This is a genomic window from Streptomyces sp. NPDC006691 (assembly GCF_042869955.1).
GTDB lineage: Bacteria > Actinomycetota > Actinomycetes > Streptomycetales > Streptomycetaceae > Streptomyces.
Genome location: NZ_JBIAGW010000032.1, coordinates 1 through 16,247 on the forward strand (window position 1 = coordinate 1; position 16,247 = coordinate 16,247).

General features: G+C 72.4%; 16 protein-coding genes. 11 read left to right on the forward strand and 5 right to left on the reverse strand.

The window, feature by feature from the left end; all coding sequences use genetic code 11:
* Nucleotides 1-616: 616 nt before the first annotated feature.
* Nucleotides 617-1,381, forward strand: coding sequence for a MerR family transcriptional regulator (locus tag ACFYNP_RS36135; RefSeq protein WP_388791505.1), 765 nt, complete (start codon nucleotides 617-619; stop codon nucleotides 1,379-1,381).
* A gap of 123 nt (nucleotides 1,382-1,504) precedes the next feature.
* Nucleotides 1,505-2,314 carry a pentapeptide repeat-containing protein gene (locus ACFYNP_RS36140; RefSeq protein WP_388791507.1) on the forward strand — a complete coding sequence of 270 codons (810 nt, stop codon included), beginning with the start codon at nucleotides 1,505-1,507 and terminating at the stop codon, nucleotides 2,312-2,314.
* A gap of 294 nt (nucleotides 2,315-2,608) precedes the next feature.
* On the opposite strand, the gene ACFYNP_RS36145 is transcribed toward ACFYNP_RS36140, so the two are convergent.
* The gene (locus ACFYNP_RS36145) at nucleotides 2,609-3,607 is read right to left on the reverse strand and encodes a PP2C family protein-serine/threonine phosphatase (RefSeq protein ID WP_388407042.1); all 999 of its coding nucleotides are present in this window, start codon (nucleotides 3,605-3,607) and stop codon (nucleotides 2,609-2,611) included.
* Between the two features lie 190 nt (nucleotides 3,608-3,797).
* A complete protein-coding gene (locus ACFYNP_RS36150) occupies nucleotides 3,798-4,931 on the reverse strand; it encodes a Ku protein (protein ID WP_388791509.1) in 1,134 nt (377 codons plus the stop codon).
* Between the two features lie 59 nt (nucleotides 4,932-4,990).
* Here ACFYNP_RS36150 and ligD point away from each other — a divergent pair, with 59 nt between their 5' ends.
* Nucleotides 4,991-5,875: a non-homologous end-joining DNA ligase gene (gene ligD, locus ACFYNP_RS36155; protein WP_388791511.1), complete on the forward strand. Its 885-nt coding sequence runs from the start codon at nucleotides 4,991-4,993 to the stop codon at nucleotides 5,873-5,875.
* Nucleotides 5,872-6,780, forward strand: a complete 909-nt coding sequence (locus ACFYNP_RS36160; protein WP_388791513.1) for a DNA ligase — start codon at nucleotides 5,872-5,874, stop codon at nucleotides 6,778-6,780. The genes ligD and ACFYNP_RS36160 overlap by 4 nt, the downstream gene beginning before the upstream one ends.
* A gap of 37 nt (nucleotides 6,781-6,817) precedes the next feature.
* Here ACFYNP_RS36160 and ACFYNP_RS36165 read toward each other — a convergent pair whose 3' ends face one another.
* From ACFYNP_RS36165 to ACFYNP_RS36175, 3 genes are all read right to left on the reverse strand, one after another.
* Complete coding sequence (locus ACFYNP_RS36165; RefSeq protein WP_388791557.1) at nucleotides 6,818-7,963, reverse strand: RNA polymerase sigma factor; 1,146 nt, start codon at nucleotides 7,961-7,963, stop codon at nucleotides 6,818-6,820.
* A gap of 8 nt (nucleotides 7,964-7,971) precedes the next feature.
* Nucleotides 7,972-8,379 carry a YciI family protein gene (locus ACFYNP_RS36170; RefSeq protein ID WP_388791515.1) on the reverse strand — a complete coding sequence of 136 codons (408 nt, stop codon included), beginning with the start codon at nucleotides 8,377-8,379 and terminating at the stop codon, nucleotides 7,972-7,974.
* A 184-nt stretch (nucleotides 8,380-8,563) separates the two neighbouring features.
* Nucleotides 8,564-9,367, reverse strand: a complete 804-nt coding sequence (locus ACFYNP_RS36175) for a nuclease-related domain-containing protein (protein ID WP_388406898.1) — start codon at nucleotides 9,365-9,367, stop codon at nucleotides 8,564-8,566.
* A 155-nt stretch (nucleotides 9,368-9,522) separates the two neighbouring features.
* On the opposite strand from ACFYNP_RS36175, the gene ACFYNP_RS36180 reads away from it, so the two are divergent.
* The 7 genes from ACFYNP_RS36180 (at nucleotide 9,523) to ACFYNP_RS36210 (ending at nucleotide 16,243) form a co-directional block, all read left to right on the forward strand.
* The gene (locus ACFYNP_RS36180) at nucleotides 9,523-9,828 is read left to right on the forward strand and encodes a zinc-ribbon domain-containing protein (RefSeq protein WP_388406895.1); all 306 of its coding nucleotides are present in this window, start codon (nucleotides 9,523-9,525) and stop codon (nucleotides 9,826-9,828) included.
* Between the two features lie 119 nt (nucleotides 9,829-9,947).
* The gene (locus tag ACFYNP_RS36185) at nucleotides 9,948-10,574 is read left to right on the forward strand and encodes a class F sortase (protein WP_388791517.1); all 627 of its coding nucleotides are present in this window, start codon (nucleotides 9,948-9,950) and stop codon (nucleotides 10,572-10,574) included.
* Nucleotides 10,575-10,647: 73 nt separating this feature from the next.
* Nucleotides 10,648-11,421, forward strand: coding sequence for a hypothetical protein (locus ACFYNP_RS36190; RefSeq protein WP_388407035.1), 774 nt, complete (start codon nucleotides 10,648-10,650; stop codon nucleotides 11,419-11,421).
* Nucleotides 11,418-12,737 carry an ATP-binding protein gene (locus ACFYNP_RS36195; protein WP_388791519.1) on the forward strand — a complete coding sequence of 440 codons (1,320 nt, stop codon included), beginning with the start codon at nucleotides 11,418-11,420 and terminating at the stop codon, nucleotides 12,735-12,737. The genes ACFYNP_RS36190 and ACFYNP_RS36195 overlap by 4 nt, the downstream gene beginning before the upstream one ends.
* Nucleotides 12,738-12,889: 152 nt before the next feature.
* Nucleotides 12,890-13,231: an SH3 domain-containing protein gene (locus ACFYNP_RS36200; protein ID WP_388406888.1), complete on the forward strand. Its 342-nt coding sequence runs from the start codon at nucleotides 12,890-12,892 to the stop codon at nucleotides 13,229-13,231.
* Between the two features lie 169 nt (nucleotides 13,232-13,400).
* Complete coding sequence (locus ACFYNP_RS36205) at nucleotides 13,401-14,789, forward strand: FtsW/RodA/SpoVE family cell cycle protein (RefSeq protein WP_388791521.1); 1,389 nt, start codon at nucleotides 13,401-13,403, stop codon at nucleotides 14,787-14,789.
* Nucleotides 14,786-16,243 carry a penicillin-binding transpeptidase domain-containing protein gene (locus ACFYNP_RS36210; protein WP_388791524.1) on the forward strand — a complete coding sequence of 486 codons (1,458 nt, stop codon included), beginning with the start codon at nucleotides 14,786-14,788 and terminating at the stop codon, nucleotides 16,241-16,243. Before ACFYNP_RS36205 ends, ACFYNP_RS36210 begins: the two co-directional genes overlap by 4 nt.
* Nucleotides 16,244-16,247 lie beyond the last annotated feature (4 nt).

A 16,247-nucleotide genomic window follows, 5' to 3' on the forward strand; every position in this document is an offset into this window, starting at 1 on the left:
CTCCGGGCGCTTCCCTTCGGTATTTCGTGTTCCCGACTCTATCAGACTCTTTCGTGTCCGATTTCCTCGGTGCCTTTCAGGTTCTCCCTCTCGGGGTTTCCCTTTCCGGCGGCTCCGACTCTATCAGATCCTTTCGGTCCTGATTCCCGGTCGAAATCGGGTTGTCTTCCCGGCTGTTGGGCCGTTTCGACGTCCCGAACTCTAGCGGATCCTTCCGGTGATTCGTAATCGAGTCCCCGGTCCGACCGAATGGAATTCGGCATGCCGAATTCACCCCGGTCGGGGGTCGTACTGAGTTGGGAATGCCGCAGAATCTGCGGCGGATGGTCGGCGCGGAACCGTCCCGGCTGCGCGACAACTCGGAGAACATTACACGAGGTTCCAGGGGGTCTGCGTCCGCCCCGTCCCCGGCTTCCTACGGTCCCCGGGAGCCCCTCGCCAAAGGGCGCCCGCGAGCCGAGCGAGACCGCACTGGGCCGAGACGGGCCGGGCCCGCCATGCCGAGGCGAGCCGAACCTGCCCACTGGCGCGCGGCTTGCGGCTTCCGCCGCGTCAACTCCTACCGTCCTCGGTGTGGCCGGGGACGGACTCCGGCCCGGCGAGGGGAGGCACGGCCATGGCCTGGTCGATCGCGGAGGTGGCCCGGATGTCCGGGGTGACGTCGCGGACCCTGCGCCACTACGACGAGATCGGCCTGCTGCCGCCCGCCTGGATCGGGAGCAACGGGCACCGCCACTACGAAGAGGCCGATCTGCTGCGGCTGCAACAGATCCTGCTGATGCGCGAGCTCGACCTGGGCCTGCGCGAGATCCGGGCGGTGCTCGACAGCCAGGTCGACCGTGTGTCCGTACTCCGCGAGCATCATCGAAGGCTGCTCGCGGAGCGGGACCGGCTCGGCACCTTGGCAGGCACGGTCGGCCGCACCATCGCCGAACTGGAAGAAGCAGAGGAGAGCGACGGCATGACGAAGATCAATCGGCCGGAGAACCTGTTCGACGGGTTCGAGCCGTCGGCCGAGGAGAACGAGAAGGTCCGCGAGCGGTGGCCCAAGGCGTGGGAGCAGTCCCGGCAGGCCGTCGACGCGATGACCGCCGAGGACACCGAGCGGTGGCAGCGCGAGGTGACGGCGCAGATGATCCGTATCGCGGAGTTCATGGTGGCCGGCACTCCCGTCGGCGCCCCTGCGGTGCAGGCGGAGATGGACGACCACTACCGGGGCGTCTGCCGCTTCTGGACGCCGAACGCGGTCGCGTACGAGGGCCTGGGCCAGACCTACGTCGAGGATCCGCAGATGCGCGCCAATTACGACAGCGTCGCCGAGGGCCTGGCCGAGTACCTGCGAGACGCGATGGTCGCGTACGCCCATGCACGGCTGAGCTGAGTTGGGCTGAGTTCAGCCGGCAACCGGGCTGTCACGCGTCGGGGGCTGGAGACCCCCGACGATGACGGCCGACGATGGACGGGTCCACTCCCCCGCCCCCTCTCACCTTGTACGAGGAGCCGCATGACCTGCCCAAGGAGAAATCCAGGGGCCCCGCACGGCCAGGATGACGCCGCCCTCACGGACCCTCCCCTCTCGGACCCTGCCCTCTCGGACCCCGCCCTCACGGACGCCGTGCTCGTGGGCTCCGACTTCTACCGGGCTCACATGGAGGGCGCGGTGCTCGACGGCGTCGACCTGACCGGGGCTTGTCTGGTCAAAGCCGTCATGGACGAGGCATCCCTGCGCTGCGCGAAGCTGGACGGCGCGGACCTGGGCAGCGCCGAGTTGTCCGAGACCGATGCCCGAGAGGCCTCCCTGCGCGGCGCTCGGCTCCACGGTGCGGCGCTGCTCGGCACCCTGTTCCAGGGCGCGGACCTCACCGGGGCTTCGCTCAGGGAGACGTCGTTCGGGGCGGTGGTCGACGAACTCACCGTCGTCCAGGGCCTGTCGGGGTCGGTGTACGGGCCGATGAGCGTGGAGAGCGACGGCCGGTGCGTCGAAGTCGGCGGCCGGGCCATGGAGTTGTGGCTGAACGGCCGGGGCGCCGATGTGCGGGTGATCGACCCGGACGCGCCGGGCGTCACGTACTACGCGAAGATCGACGGCGGCCATCCGCGCGACAACCCGCGCGGCGTGGTGCGACGGCGCTTCCTCGACGGGATCTCCTACGACGAGGCGTTCACCCGCAAGCTCCGCTGGGAGGCGACGGAATACCTTCGGCGCTACGACCTCGGCCACAACGAGGTCGACCATGTGGAGATCACCGAGGCGGAGGCGGACGTGTTTGTCGCGGCCGTCACCGCGCGGCTCAAGGAGATCGCCGGCCCCTGACCGCCACGAGGGCTGGGCTCTCCCGCGCACCTGTCGGGGCCGGCTCGGGGCAGGACCCTGTCGGGGCCGGCTCGGGGCAGGACCCTGTCGGGGCCGGCTCGGGGCCGGCGGATCCCGCCGCGGGCTGATGGCGCAGTTCCTCGCGCCCCTTCCGGGCGGATTCCGGGCGGGTTCCGGGCGGGTTCCGGGCGGACCGGCATCGAGCAGTCGCGGACGCGCCCCGCAGAGGGCCCGGCACCCGTAGGTGGACCACCGGCACGTACGAGCGGGCCGTGCCTCACTCGCGATCGTGCCTCACTCGCGATGGCGGAGCAGCAGCATCGCCGCGTCGTCGTGCAGCGGCCCCTCGGTGTGGAGGATGAGGTCACGGCGCAGGGCCTCCAGCGCGGCCTCGGGGTCGGGGTCCTTCAGGAGGGGGGTGCGGGCTCCCAGGGGGTAGAACGCACCGTCGCGGTCGCGGGCCTCGGTGACGCCGTCGGTGTACAGGAGGAGCTGGTCGCCGGGGGCGAAGGCGACCTGGAAAGGCTGGGGGCCCTCGCCGGAGCCGAGGCCGAGGCCGAGCGGGAGGGCGTACTCGGCGGGTTCGGGGAAGGACACCGAGCCGTCCGCCCGCACCAACAGGGGTGGCGGATGGCCGTAGTTGAGGAACACCGCCCCGTTCGCGGGGTCGAGCTCCGCGATGATCGCGGTGACGAACTTCTCGCCCTGCAAGGTCCGCCCCGCCGCCCGCTCGATGCGTACACCGACGCCCTTGAGGTCGGGCTCGTCGTGGGCTGCCTCGCGGAACGCGCCGAGCACCACCGCCGCCGTCTCCACCGATTCGAGCCCCTTGCCCTGCACGTCCCCGATGATCACGCGCACCCCGCCGGGCGCCGAGACCACCTCGTACAGGTCCCCGCCGATCCGCGCCTCCGCGACCGCCGAGGTGTACGAGACGGCCGCGCGCAGATGCCCGGCGCTGCGCGGCACCGGGCGCAGCAGCACGCGTTGGGCGACCTCGGCGATGGAACGCATGCCGGCGAGTTCGGCCTCCCGGCGCCGGCGCATCACGCTGCCGACGGCGGCCACCGCGGTGACCCCCGCGACGGCGGCGAGCGAGGCGAAGCCGCGGCGCTCCTCGAAGAGCTCGCTGTAGATGCCGAGCCCCACCCCGGCGACCAGCGCGATCAGGCCGACGACGACCGTGCGCCGCCAGCCGCCGGCCAGGCCGGCGAAGGCGGGTCCGAGCGCGACGAGCGGCAGCAGGCCGATCGTGGGGCCCGCGATCAGGTTGGCCACGACGACCAGCGCCATCACGGCGTACGGCAGCAGGGAGAGCACCACGGGGTCGGAGCCGGACCGCTCTTCGGTACGGGTGTGGCCCTTCCCGGTTCTTCGCACCATGGCCGCACCCCTTTCACACCCTTGGGCAACCATTTCGCCACGCCGAGCCCGCCGCAACCCTTCCGTTACCGAATCGAGGCCGCGCGTCCGTGTGGGAAGGTCAGGCGCTGGCCCGCTTCCGGGGGGTCGTCTTCTTCGCCGCGGTCTTCTTGGCGGTGGTGGCCGTGGACTTCTTCGCGCCGGTGGACTTGGGGCTCGCCGCGGCCGACTTCTTGGCCGGGGCCTTGGCGGTGCCGGACTTCGAGGCGGTGCTCTTCTTGCCCTGTGCGGTCTTCGTGTTGCCCGGCGCGGTCTTCGCGGCCGTGGCCTTCTTCGCCGCGGACGTGGACTTGGCGGCCGTCCTGGTCGCCGCCTTCTTCGCGGGCGCCGACTTGCGGCCGGTGGACTTGCGCGAGCTCAGGTCGGTGACCTCGGCGACGTCACCGTCCCCCGGTGCGCCGGACTCCCCGCTCTCGCCGCGCGAGGCCTTCGCGGCCTTGACGCTGTTCTCCAGGGCCGCCATCAGGTCGATGACCTTGCCGCCCTTGGCGGCGGGGGCCTCCGGGGCCGGGGCCACCGCGCCGTCCGCCTTCGCGGCGATGAGTTCCTCGACGGCGGTGCGGTAGTCGTCGTGCAGGGTCTCCATGTCGACCTCGCCGAGGGTGTCCATCAGGGCGTCCGCCAGGTCGAGTTCGGCCTCGCGGACGCTCACGTCGGCCTCGGGAGCGGCTTCGTCGGAGGCGCGGATCTCGTCCGGCCAGAGCAGTCCGTGCATGGCGATCACGTCGTCGACCACCCGCAGCATGCCGAGCCGCTCCCGCCCGCGCAGCGCGAACTTGGCGATCGCCACCTTCTTGCTGCGCTTGAGGGCCTCGCGCAGCAGTGTGTACGGCTTCGCCGCGGGCACCCCGTTCGCGGAGAGGTAGTACGCGGCGTCCATCTGGAGCGGGTCGATCGTGTCGGCCGCCACGAACGCGACGATCTCGATCGTCTTGGCGGTGGGCAGCGGCAGCGAGGCCAGATCGGCGTCGGTGATCGGGATCATCGAGCCGTCGGCGTCCTCGTACGCCTTGCCGATCTCGTCCTGGCTCAGCTCCTCGCCGTCCAGCTCGCACACCTTGCGGTAGCGGACCCGGCCGCCGTCCGCGGTGTGGATCTGGCGGAAGGAGATCGAGTGGTTCTCGGTGGCGTTCACGACCTTGATCGGAATGCTGACCAGGCCGAACGAGATCGCACCGTTCCAGATGGATCGCACGGTTTCTCCTCTTCGTCCCCGAGGAGTGCATTTGGTGTGGTTCGTGGGAGTCTCATCGTATGACGCCGATCACGGAGGTGGAGGGGCGGCGGATCGCCCTCTCGAATCTGGACAAGGTGCTCTACCCGGCCACCGGCACCACCAAGGGCGAGCTGCTGCACTACTGCGCCTCGGTCGCGGGCCCGCTCCTGGCCCATCTGGACGACCGCCCGGTGTCGTTCCTGCGCTTCCCGGACGGCCCGGGGGGCCAGCGCTTCTTCACCAAGAATCCTCCGCCGGGCACCCCCGCCTGGGTGAAGACCGCCGAGGTACCGCGCTCCGAGGACAAGGCGGCCCGCCAGGTGGTGGTGTCCGACCTCGCGACCCTGATGTGGGCGGCGAACCTGGTGGTCGAGTTCCACACCCCGCAGTGGCGGGCCGGCGCCCCGGCGCTCGCGGACCGCCTGGTGCTCGACCTCGACCCGGGTGAGCCCGCGAGCGTCGTCGAGTGCTGCGCGGTGGCGCGGTGGCTGCGCGAGCGGCTCGCGGCGGACGGCATCGCCGCGTACGCCAAGACCTCGGGCTCCAAGGGGCTGCATCTGCTCGCATCCCTCGATCCGACGCCCTCCGAGCAGGTCTCGGCGTACGCGAAGACACTGGCCAAGGAGGCCGAGGCGGCTCTTCCGGGCCTGGTCACGCACAAGATGGCGAAGGCGCTGCGGCCGGGGAAGGTGTTCGTCGACTTCAGTCAGAACGCCGCCGCGAAGACCACCGCGACGCCCTACACCGTGCGCGCCAAGGAGCGTCCGGCGGTGTCGGCGCCGGTGTCCTGGGCGGAGGTCGAGTCCTGTGCGGTCCCGGGCGATCTGACGTTCCTGATCGGCGACATCGGGCCCCGCCTGGACCGGGACGGCGATCTCCTGGCCCCGCTCGCCGACCCCGACACGGCGGGCCGGCTGCCGTGACCGCGGACCGGGGCCCGGCGGAGGTCGCGCTGCGGCCCCCGGTCGACGTCATGCGCCCGCGGCCGGCCGACGACATCCCCGGGACCGGCAGCACACCCGGGGGCCTCCAGTACTCGCTCAAACTCGACGGGTTCCGCGCGCTCGCCTTCGTACTCGACGGCGGCAAGGTCTTCCTCCAGTCGCGCTCCCGGCGGGACCTCTCCCGGGAGTTCCCGGAGATCGCCGCCCACCTGCGCGATCGTCTGCCGCCCGGGATCGTGCTGGACGGCGAGCTGTGCGCCTATCGCGAGGGGCGGCTGAGCTTCACCGATCTGCTGCGCTCGCACGGCGATCGCGAGCGGTCGGGCGTCCCGGTGTCCTACATCGCCTTCGACATCCTCGCCGTCCCCGGCCGGGACGTACGGGCCCTGCCGCTGCGGGACCGGTGGGAGCTGCTGGGGGCGGCACTGCGGGAGGTCGGGCCGCCCGTGCAGCGGGTCCTCGCCACCCTGGACGAGGACACCGCCCACGCCTGGTTCCGGGACCTGCGGTCCGTGGGAGTGGAGGGGATCGTGGCGAAGGCCCTCGATTCCCCCTACCGGCCCGGAGGCACGCGGGCCTGGCGCAAGATCCGGCACTCCGACACCCGCGACGGCGCGCTCCTCGGCGTCTTCGGCCCGCCGGAGCGCCCGAGGTCCCTGCTCGTCCGGCTCCCCGACGAGCGGACCGTGCAGACCTCGCCCCGCCTGACCCCGCTCCAGGCCCGGCAGGTGGGCGAGCTGATCCGCGACCGCCTGGGCGAGCGGGCGGACCACCCCGACCACGGGCTGGTCCGCATGCTCACCGAGCCCCTTCCCGTGGAGCTGCGCGAGGCGGCCGGACGCCAGGAGGGCGCTCGTTTCGTCCGCGTGCGCTCCGACGGGTGAGCCCTCCATCGCGGACGGGCCGCCGCGCCAGCCCGGGTCAGCGGGGGCGGCGGGCGTTGAGCCGGGCGGCCTGACGGGTGAGGTGGTCGCGCTCGGCGAGGTTCGGTGCCCGGTGGGCCGCCCGGGCGTACAGGCGTGCCGCCGTCGCCAGGTCGCCGGCGCGCTCGTGGAGGTGGGCGGCCACCGCGGTGTGGCGGGGCAGCGAGGCGTCGAGGTCCGCGAGCGCCGCGAGGCCCGCGCGCGGCCCGTCGGCCTCGCCCACGGCCACCGCGCGGTTGAGCCGGACGACGGGGCTGCCGGTCAGGCGCACGAGCTCGTCGTACCACTCGACGATCTGCACCCAGTCGGTCTCCCCGGCGCTGAGCGCGTCGGCGTGCAGGGCCGCGATGGCGGCCTGCGCCTGGTACTCCCCCAACCGGTCTTGGGCGAGCGCCTGTTGGAGCACGCACACTCCCTCGGCGATGGCTCGCGTGTCCCATGTCCCGCGGTCCTGCTCGGCGAGCGGCACCAGGCTGCCGTCGGGCGCGGTCCGGGCGGCGCGGCGGGCGTGGTGGAGCAGCATCAGCGCGAGCAGCCCCGCCACCTCGGGGTGGTCGATCGCGGCGGCGAGCTGCCGGGTGAGGCGGATGGCCTCGGCGGCGAGGTCGACATCGCCGGAGTAGCCCTCGTTGAAGACCAGGTAGAGCACGCGCAGCACGGTGGCGACATCGCCGGCCCGGTCGAGCCGCACTCCGGAGACCGTGCGCTTGGCCCGGCTGATGCGCTGCGCCATGGTCGCCTCGGGCACCAGATACGCCTGAGCGATCTGACGAGTCGTCAGGCCTCCGACCGCGCGCAGTGTGAGCGCGACCGCCGACGACGGCGTGAGGGACGGGTGGGCGCACAGGAAGTAGAGCTGGAGCGTGTCGTCCGACGCGGGCGCGGGCCCGGGCGCCGGCTCCTCCTCGACCCGGTCCTCACGCCGGCGCCGGGCCGCGTCGGAGCGGGTCGCGTCGAGGAAGCGGCGCCAGGCGACGGTGACCAGCCAGCCCTTCGGGTCCCGCGGCCGCTCGGCGGGCCAGCCCCGGACCGCCTCGACGAGGGCGTCCTGCACCGCGTCCTCGGCCGCCGCGAAGTCGGCTCCGCGGCGGACGAGGACGGCGAGCACGCCCGGTGTGAGGCTTCTGAGCAGCGCCTCGTCCACGGGGAAGCTCACTCCGCGACGGTGGGGTGCGCGCCGAGGAACGGGCGCAGCTCCAGCCACTCGTGGATCGGCCGGCCGCCGGCGCCGGGGGCGGCCGACAGCTCCCCGGCCAGCTCCACGGCCCGCTCGTAGCTGTCGACGTCGATCACCATCCAGCCCGCGATGACGTCCTTGGTCTCGGCGAACGGGCCGTCGGTGACCGGCGGCCGCCCCTCGCCGTCGTAGCGGACGAACGTCCCCTCGGGCGCGAGGGCCTGGCTGTCGACGAACTCCCCGGTCTTCTCCAGGCGGGCCGCGAACTCGTTCATGTACTGGACGTGGGCCGAGATCTCCTCCGGCGCCCACTCGGCCATCGGCACGTCGTTCACCGGAGCCGGGGCGCCGCGGTAGTGCTTCAGGAGCAGGTACTTGGCCATGGTGGCTCTCCTCGGTGCGGGTGCGGCCCATTCTGGCCGCGTTCACGCCGGGGACGGAGCCGGGCACGGGTTCTCGACATCGCCGCCGGAACTTCTTCGCGGACCGGCATCGCCACCGGAGCCTTGTCGCGGGCGGACACCGCTGCTGGAACCCTGGCGAGGGCCGCGGGATGAGCGGGCCGGTTCACACGTGCAGCCAGGTCCTGCGGTCCCGGGCCGCCCAGTACAGGGACTCCACGTCGGCGGGCTTGAGCACGCCGCCGGCACGGGCCAGCTCAGGGAGGTCGCGGTCCGTCAGGACGCGCACGTCCGGGGCCACGCCCGGGCCCCGCTCGACCCGTTCCGCATCCACCAGGAGCAGCACCGCCCGTACCGCCGCCGCCAGGGCGAGCGAGGCTCGTTCGGCCTGGTGCCGGGCGTCCCGCAGGAGCGGCAGCGGAGCGGCCCTGCCCACCGCGACCAGCGGGTCGGCGATCCGCACCCGGTGCCGCCGGGCATCGAGGGAGCGCACGGCGCATACGCCCGCGGGCCCGACGAGCAGGTGGTCGATCCTCGCCTCGCCGGGCAGCGGCACCGAGTGCAGAACCCGCCAGCCCGCGCCTTCGAGCCGTTCGAGCGCGGCCCCGGCCAACTGTTGCGCGGCAAGCTCGCGGCGGCGGGGGTCGGCCCTCAGGCGGTGGCGGCCGGGGAACCGTTCCAGGTCGCCGTGCAGCGCCTCACCGGGCCGGTTGGGCGCGAGGTCGTCGTCGGGGTGCAGGGAGAGCCGGGCCAGGTCGGCGGGGGTCGGCACGGGCGGCGGGCCGACGGCCGGCTCGCCCACGACGTACGGGCGCAGCGCGGCCAGCACCTCGGCCCTGCGGTCGTCGAGCAGCAGCGATACGCGGCCGGTGTCCCGGTCGTACCAGGCGGCGGCGCGGCCGTCCGGGAGGCTGACGTACAGTCGCGCCTGCCCGTGCCGGTGTACCGGTGTGACCCGTAGTCCTGCCATGCCCCATCACCCCACCACGACCCATGGGAACAGCCCGGCGGCCGCGGGGCAATAAGTCGTGTGGGCGTGGTCACAACGCGATGGACGCGGGGCGGTCGTGGCCACGACACTTGCGCGCGGCACGACGTCGGTAATTCCGGGAGGGGAACCACTCAATGATCATCTTCGGCACCCGCGGCTATCTGCACCAGCTCGCCATGCTCACGCTGGTGTGTGGCCGCTGTGGCAATCCGGCCGCGCATGCGATCCGCAAGTACGTCACGAAGTTCACGCTGTTCTTCGTGCCGCTGTTCCCGGTCTCGACGAAGTTCCGTACGCAGTGCACCTTCTGCGGGCTTGAGCAGCGGATCACCAAGGAGCAGGCCGAGGGGCTGCTCGCGGCGCCGGTCGCTCCGCAGGAGCCGTACGGCCAGTCGGCCCGGCCCGGCCAGGTGCAGGGCCAGAACCCCTACCAGCAGTAGGCCCCCACCCCGCGCGAACGGCACCGCGCCGCAGCGGTAACCGCATCGCCCGGTGACCTACGGCGGGCTGTTACACATGCTCCGCAATGTCGCAATGGCGGGGCTTTAGCGTCGTACGCATGACCACGAGCACCCTGTCCCGTACCGCCCGCCTCGCGGCCGCCTCCGCACTCGCTCTCGGTGTCGGCGGCGGTCTCATGGCCTGCACCCCCGACCCCGTGGCCAAGGCCCCGGACGTGCGGGTGCGGAACGCGGCCACCGCGCGCGCCGAGGCCGTCGTCGGACCCCTGCGGGCGGCCGAGCCGACGCGGCTCGTCATCCCCTCCGCGAAGGTCGACGCGAGCCCGGTGCTGCGGCTCGGAGTGGACTCCGACCAGGAGCTTGAGGTGCCGCCGGTGGACGAGGCCGAGCGGGCGGGCTGGTACACCGGCAGCGTCACGCCCGGCGAGAAGGGCGCCTCCGTGCTGGTCGCGCACTACGACACCGCGAACGGCCCGGCGCTCATGCGGAACGTGGCGGACCTGAAGGTGGGGGACGTGATCGAGGTCGGCCGGGCGGACGGCTCGACCGCGGTGTTCAGGATCAGGGAGACCCAGCAGGTCGAGAAAAAGGACTTCCCCACGCATAGGGTTTACGGGAAGACCGATCGTCCCGAGCTCCGCCTCATCACCTGCGGCGGCCCCATCGTGGACGGTCACCGCTCGGCCAACATCATCTTCTACGCCGACCTCGTCAAGGCCGAATAGGGCACCGGGGCTCCGGCGAAGGCCCGGCGGAAGGTGAAATAGCCTGGGGTTCCCGCACGACAGGAGCACCTTGATCCGCGACCGCCGCACAGCCCTTCTGGCACCCCTGCTGATCGCAGTGGGTGCGTTGCTGCTGTCCGGCTGCGGCGGGGCGGGCCACCTGGAGAGTTCGGGTGCGACGCCGACGGCCATCGGGCCGATCCACCTGTGGCCCGAGCTGCCGCCCGCGACCGCGACCCCCAACGACTACGGCCAGACCGACACCGAGCAGGTGCCCGGCATCAAGGTCCCCGGCGGCGACGTGCGCAAGCTGAACCCGGTCGCGGTGGTGCAGGCCGAGGTGAAGGCGCACCCCAACACCTACAGCGGTGCCGACGGGCTCTACGACGAAACGGTTCGCCAGCTGGGTGCCTGCAAACAGAAGCCGGCCGGCTGCCCGGTGCTCAAGCCGTACTACCGGGACCTGACCGGGGACGGCAGGGACGAGCTGATCCTGGGCATCCGGATGCCCGACCAGAATCTGGCGGTGCGCTGCTACATGCCGGCCAAGGACGGCGGTCTGATCCGCATCATGTCCACCGTCGACCAGATCATCAGCGTCGACCTGGCCGGCAGCGATGTCATCCTGCGGTCGGTGTCGGCGGGCATGCCGGGCTACGAGTACCGCACGGCGTGGTCCTGGGACGACCACCAGCAGGCGATGCTGCCCACCCGGGACGAGATCGTGCGCAACAAGCCGAGCGGCAAGGTCCCCGCGCCCCCCGGCGGCGGCCCGCTCGCGCCGTCGCCGAAGAAGAAGCCGCCGACGGCGAGCCCGTCGGCCACCCCCACGGCGGACGCACCATGAAACTGCCCCGGACCGCCCGGCTGCGCCTGCCCGCCTGGACCGCGACCCTCACCTGGAAGGCCGCGGTGTTCATCACCGTGATGTGCTGCGCCCTCGCATCGCTGCTCGGCGTCCTGGTGCACGTGTCGGTGACCCGGCAGACAGTGGGCGAGGCCCGCCACAAGGCGCTCGACCGGCTGACCGACGTCACCCGGATGTACGAGGCGGGCGAGCAGCTGCCGCCCGGGGCCGCACTCGACCCTCCCGAGCTGCCCCCTTCGCTGCGCGCGCTCGCCGTCTCCGGCAAGCGCGGCACCCTCGTCGACGACGACCACGGGCGCCCCACCATGTGGGCGGCGGGCCCGGCCGACGGCAAGGCGCTGGCCGCCGAGATCGACTACACCCAGAGCGCCCGCACCATCAACGGGCTCGACAAGGCCATCCTCGGCTCGTCCATCCTCGCCATCGGCGCGACCCTGCTCGTCGGTGTCTTCGCGGTCACCCGGATCACCCGGCGGCTGCACCAGACGGCGACCGTCGCCCGCCGGATCGACGCGGGCGACCTCGACGCCCGGGTCAACGACCCGCGCACCAGGGATCCCTCGCGCCCCCAGGACGAGGTGGCCACGGTGGCCGGCGCCCTCGACACGATGGCCTCCACGCTCCAGGGCAAGCTGCTCAGCGAACAGCGCTTCACCGCGGACGTGGCCCACGAGCTGCGCACCCCGCTCACCGGTCTGCACGCCGCGGCCGAGCTGCTGCCCGAGGGACGCCCGGCCGAGCTGGTGCGCGACCGGGTCCGGGCGATGCGCTCGCTCACCGAGGACCTCCTGGAGATATCCCGGCTCGACGCGGGCAGCGAGACGGTGAACCTCGACCTCCAGGAGCTGGCCCCGGTGGTCGAGCGGCTGGTGCGCGCCTCCGTGGCCTCGGGCACCGCCGAGGCGGACACCACCGTGACGGTGGTGCGGGACGCCTGCGTCGAGACCGACAAGCGCCGCCTCGAACGGGTCCTCGGCAATCTGCTCGCCAACGCCCACAAGCACGGCAGGGCTCCGGTGGAGCTGACCGTGCACGGGCCGGTCGTCACCGTTCGCGACCACGGCAGCGGCTATCCGGACTACCTCCTCGACCACGGCCCGCAGCGCTTCCGCACGGACGCCGGAAGCAAGGGCCACGGCCTCGGCCTGACCATCGCGGTGGGCCAGGCGGCCGTCATCGGCGCGGAGCTGACCTTCCACAACGCCCCGGACGGCGGCGCGGTGGCCCGGCTCGAACTCCCGGAGTACGTCAGCTTCGAGGTGCCCGGTGCCGATCCCGCCCCGCACGGCGCATGACGGCCGCCGCCCCGCGCGGCACGTGACGACCACTGCCCCGTACGGCGCGTGACGACTCGTCACGCTTTGCGATGTCGAAGCGGCGAATTTAGTGTGAGCCAGGCGAACTGAGGGTCGCTCACCCGCGGCCCCGCCCCGTTCCAGGAGGCACCATGTCCCTGCGTTCCCCTCTTGCCGCCCTCGGTCTCTGCGTGGCCACCGGAGCCGTGGCCGTCCTCGCCTCGGCGGCGCCCGCCGCTGCCGAGGAGGCCGCGCACAACGAGTACAAGGGCCGCGTCACCGCCAAGTCCGGCCTGCTCCTGCGGGACCGGCCGACCCGCGGCAGCCGGATCGTCGGCAAGGCGCCGTACGGCTCGATCGTGCACATCTTCTGCAAGACCGGCGGCGACCGGGTCAACGGGAACGACCGCTGGTACCTGCTGACCGACGGCACCTGGGCGTGGGGTTCGGCCTACTACATCGACAACATCGGGGCCGTACCGCGCTGGTGCTGACCCCCCGGGACGACAGGGCCCGGCGGACGCGAACCGGACGTGTGCGGGCGGCTCTTCGGAGCCCCCGTCACCCGGACGGGCCAGGCGGCCGCAGCACCGGCGCCGCCCGACCGCCCGGCACCGCACGACATACACGGACATATGGCCTCGGCTTGCTACGTTGCGTGCCATGACCGCACCGCCGGCGGCGGACGCCCCACCGCCCGAGCTGCGCCTCCCCAAGCGGCGGGGCGTCGAACTCTCGCTGCTCGTCGGTGCCGTCCTCGTCGTGGTGCTCGGCTATGTGAACGTCGGGCTCGCCCGCACCGGCTCCGTCCCGCACGACGCCACGCGCTACGCCGCCGGACTCGGCCTGCTCGCCCTCATCACCCATCTCGTGGTCCGCTTCCGCGCGCCGTACGCCGATCCCCTGCTGCTGCCGATCGCGGTGCTGCTCAACGGCCTCGGCCTGGTGCTCATCTACCGGCTCGACCTCGCGACCCCGGGCAGCCGGGCGGCCCCGGCCCAGTTGGTGTGGTCGACGCTCGGGGTCGTCCTGTTCCTCGTCGTCGTCCTGGTGCTGCGCGACCACCGTGTCCTCCAGCGGTACGCCTACCTCTCGATGGCCGCCGCGCTCGTCCTCATGCTCGTCCCGATCCTGTTCCCCGCGATCAACGGCGCCAAGATCTGGATCAGGGTCGCCGGGTTCTCCTTCCAGCCGGCCGAACTCGCCAAGATCCTGCTCGCCCTGTTCTTCGCCGCGTATCTGGCCGCCAACCGCAACGCCCTCGCGTACACCGGACGCCGGATCTGGCGGCTCCAGCTGCCCACCGGCCGGGTGCTCGGGCCGATCGTGGCGATCTGGCTGCTGAGCGTCGGCGTCCTGGTCCTCGAACGCGACCTCGGCACCTCGCTGCTGTTCTTCGGCCTGTTCGTGGTGATGCTGTACGTGGCGACCGGGCGCACCGGATGGATCGCGGTGGGCCTGCTGCTCGCCTCGGCCGGGGCAGCGGCGGTCGCCCTGTTCGAACCGCATGTGCACGCCCGGGTCACCGACTGGCTGAACCCGTACGCCACCATCGAGGCGGGCATCGGCCCCAGCCAGCTCGCCCAGTCGCTGTTCGCCTTCGCGGCCGGCGGCACGCTCGGCGCGGGGCTCGGGCTCGGCCACTCCGTCCTGATCGGCTTCGCCGCGAAGTCCGACTTCATCCTGGCCACGGCCGGCGAGGAGCTGGGCCTGTCCGGGCTCACCGCGATCTTCCTGCTCTACGCCCTGCTCGTGGCCCGGGGCTATCGGGCCGGGCTCTGTCTGCAGAGCCCGTTCGGGCGGCTCCTCGCCATCGGGCTCGCCTCGATCCTGGCGCTCCAGGTGTTCGTCATCGCGGGCGGCGTGATGGGCCTGATCCCGCTCACCGGCATGGCGATGCCGTTCCTGGCGCAGGGCGGCTCGTCCGTGGTCACCAACTGGATCATCGTGGCGCTGCTCATCCGGATCAGCGACTCCGCCCGCCGCCCGCTCCCCGCGGTCGAGCCGGGCGTCATCGCACGGCCCGAGCCGGTGGAGGGAACAGCCAGGTGATCCGGTACATCCGGCGGGCCGCCGCCTTCTGTCTGGTGCTGCTCGTGGCGCTGCTCGTGAACGCGGCCCGCGTCCAGGTCTTCGAGGCCGACGCACTCGACAGCAACCCCGCCAACCGCCGCCTGGCCATTGCCCGTTACCACCAGCCGCGTGGCGCCATCATGGTCGGCAAGGAGAGCGTCACCGGGTCCCGGGACAGCGGCCAGCAGCTGCGGTACGAGCGGACGTACAGATACGGTCCGCTGTACGCGCCCGTCACCGGGTACGCCTCGCAGACCTACGGCACGACGCTCGTCGAGAACGCGGAGGACGGTGTCCTGTCCGGCACCTCCTCGCTCCTTTCGGTGTTCCCGCTGTGGAACGACATGACGCGGGGCCGGCACTCCGGCGGGCGGGCGGTCACCACCATCAAGGCGTCCATGCAGCGGGCCGCGTACGACGGTCTGGGCGGCAAGAAGGGCGCGGTCGCGGCGATCGAACCCGCGACGGGCAGGATCCTGGCGCTGGTCAGCAGCCCCTCCTACGATCCGGGGGTGCTCTCGGGCACGGGCAAGCAGGTCGCGGGCGCCTGGGCGCGGCTCACCACGGACCCGAACCAGCCCATGCTGAACCGGGCGATCCGGCAGACCTATCCGCCCGGTTCGGCCTTCAAGATCGTGACGGCCGCCGCGGCGCTCGACGCGGGGGCGGTCACGGACGTCGACGCCGCGACCGACACCCCCGATCCGTACATCCTGCCCAACACCAGCACCACGCTGCCCAACGAGGCGAGCGGCTGCGGCAACGCGTCGCTCACGTACGCGGTCACCGTCTCCTGCAACACGGTGATGGCGCAGCTCGGGGTGAAGGTGGGGCTGCGCGGAATGCTGGACGCGGTGCGGAAGTTCGGCTTCAACGACACGAAGCTGCGGATCCCGTCAGGGGTCGCGAAGTCCAACTTCGACACCCGGATGAGCCCGGACCAGCTGGCCCTGTCCTCCATCGGCCAGTTCGACACGACGGCGACCCCGCTCCAGATGGCGATGGTCTCGGCGGCGGTCGCCAACGGCGGGGACCTCAAGTACCCCTATCTGGTGGACCGTACGACGACCGCGCGCGGTTCGACGGTGTCCACGACCGTGCCGCGGACCTACCAGCGCGCGATGAACCCGGCGACCGCGATGCGGTTGCAGCAGATGATGGTGGACGTGGTGCGGACCGGCACCGGCACCAGCGCCGCGATCCCCGGCGCGACCGTCGGCGGCAAGACCGGCACCGCGCAGAACGGCATCGGCAACATCGGCAGCCCGTACGCCTGGTTCATCTCCTGGGCCCAGGCGGACGGCGCGGTCCGCCCGGCCGTGGCGGTCGCGGTCGTCGTCGAGGACGCGTCGGCCAGGCGCGGCGACATCAGCGGCGGCGGGGACGCGGCGCCGATCGCGAAGGCGGTGATGGAGGCGGCGCTGGCCCCGTGACAGC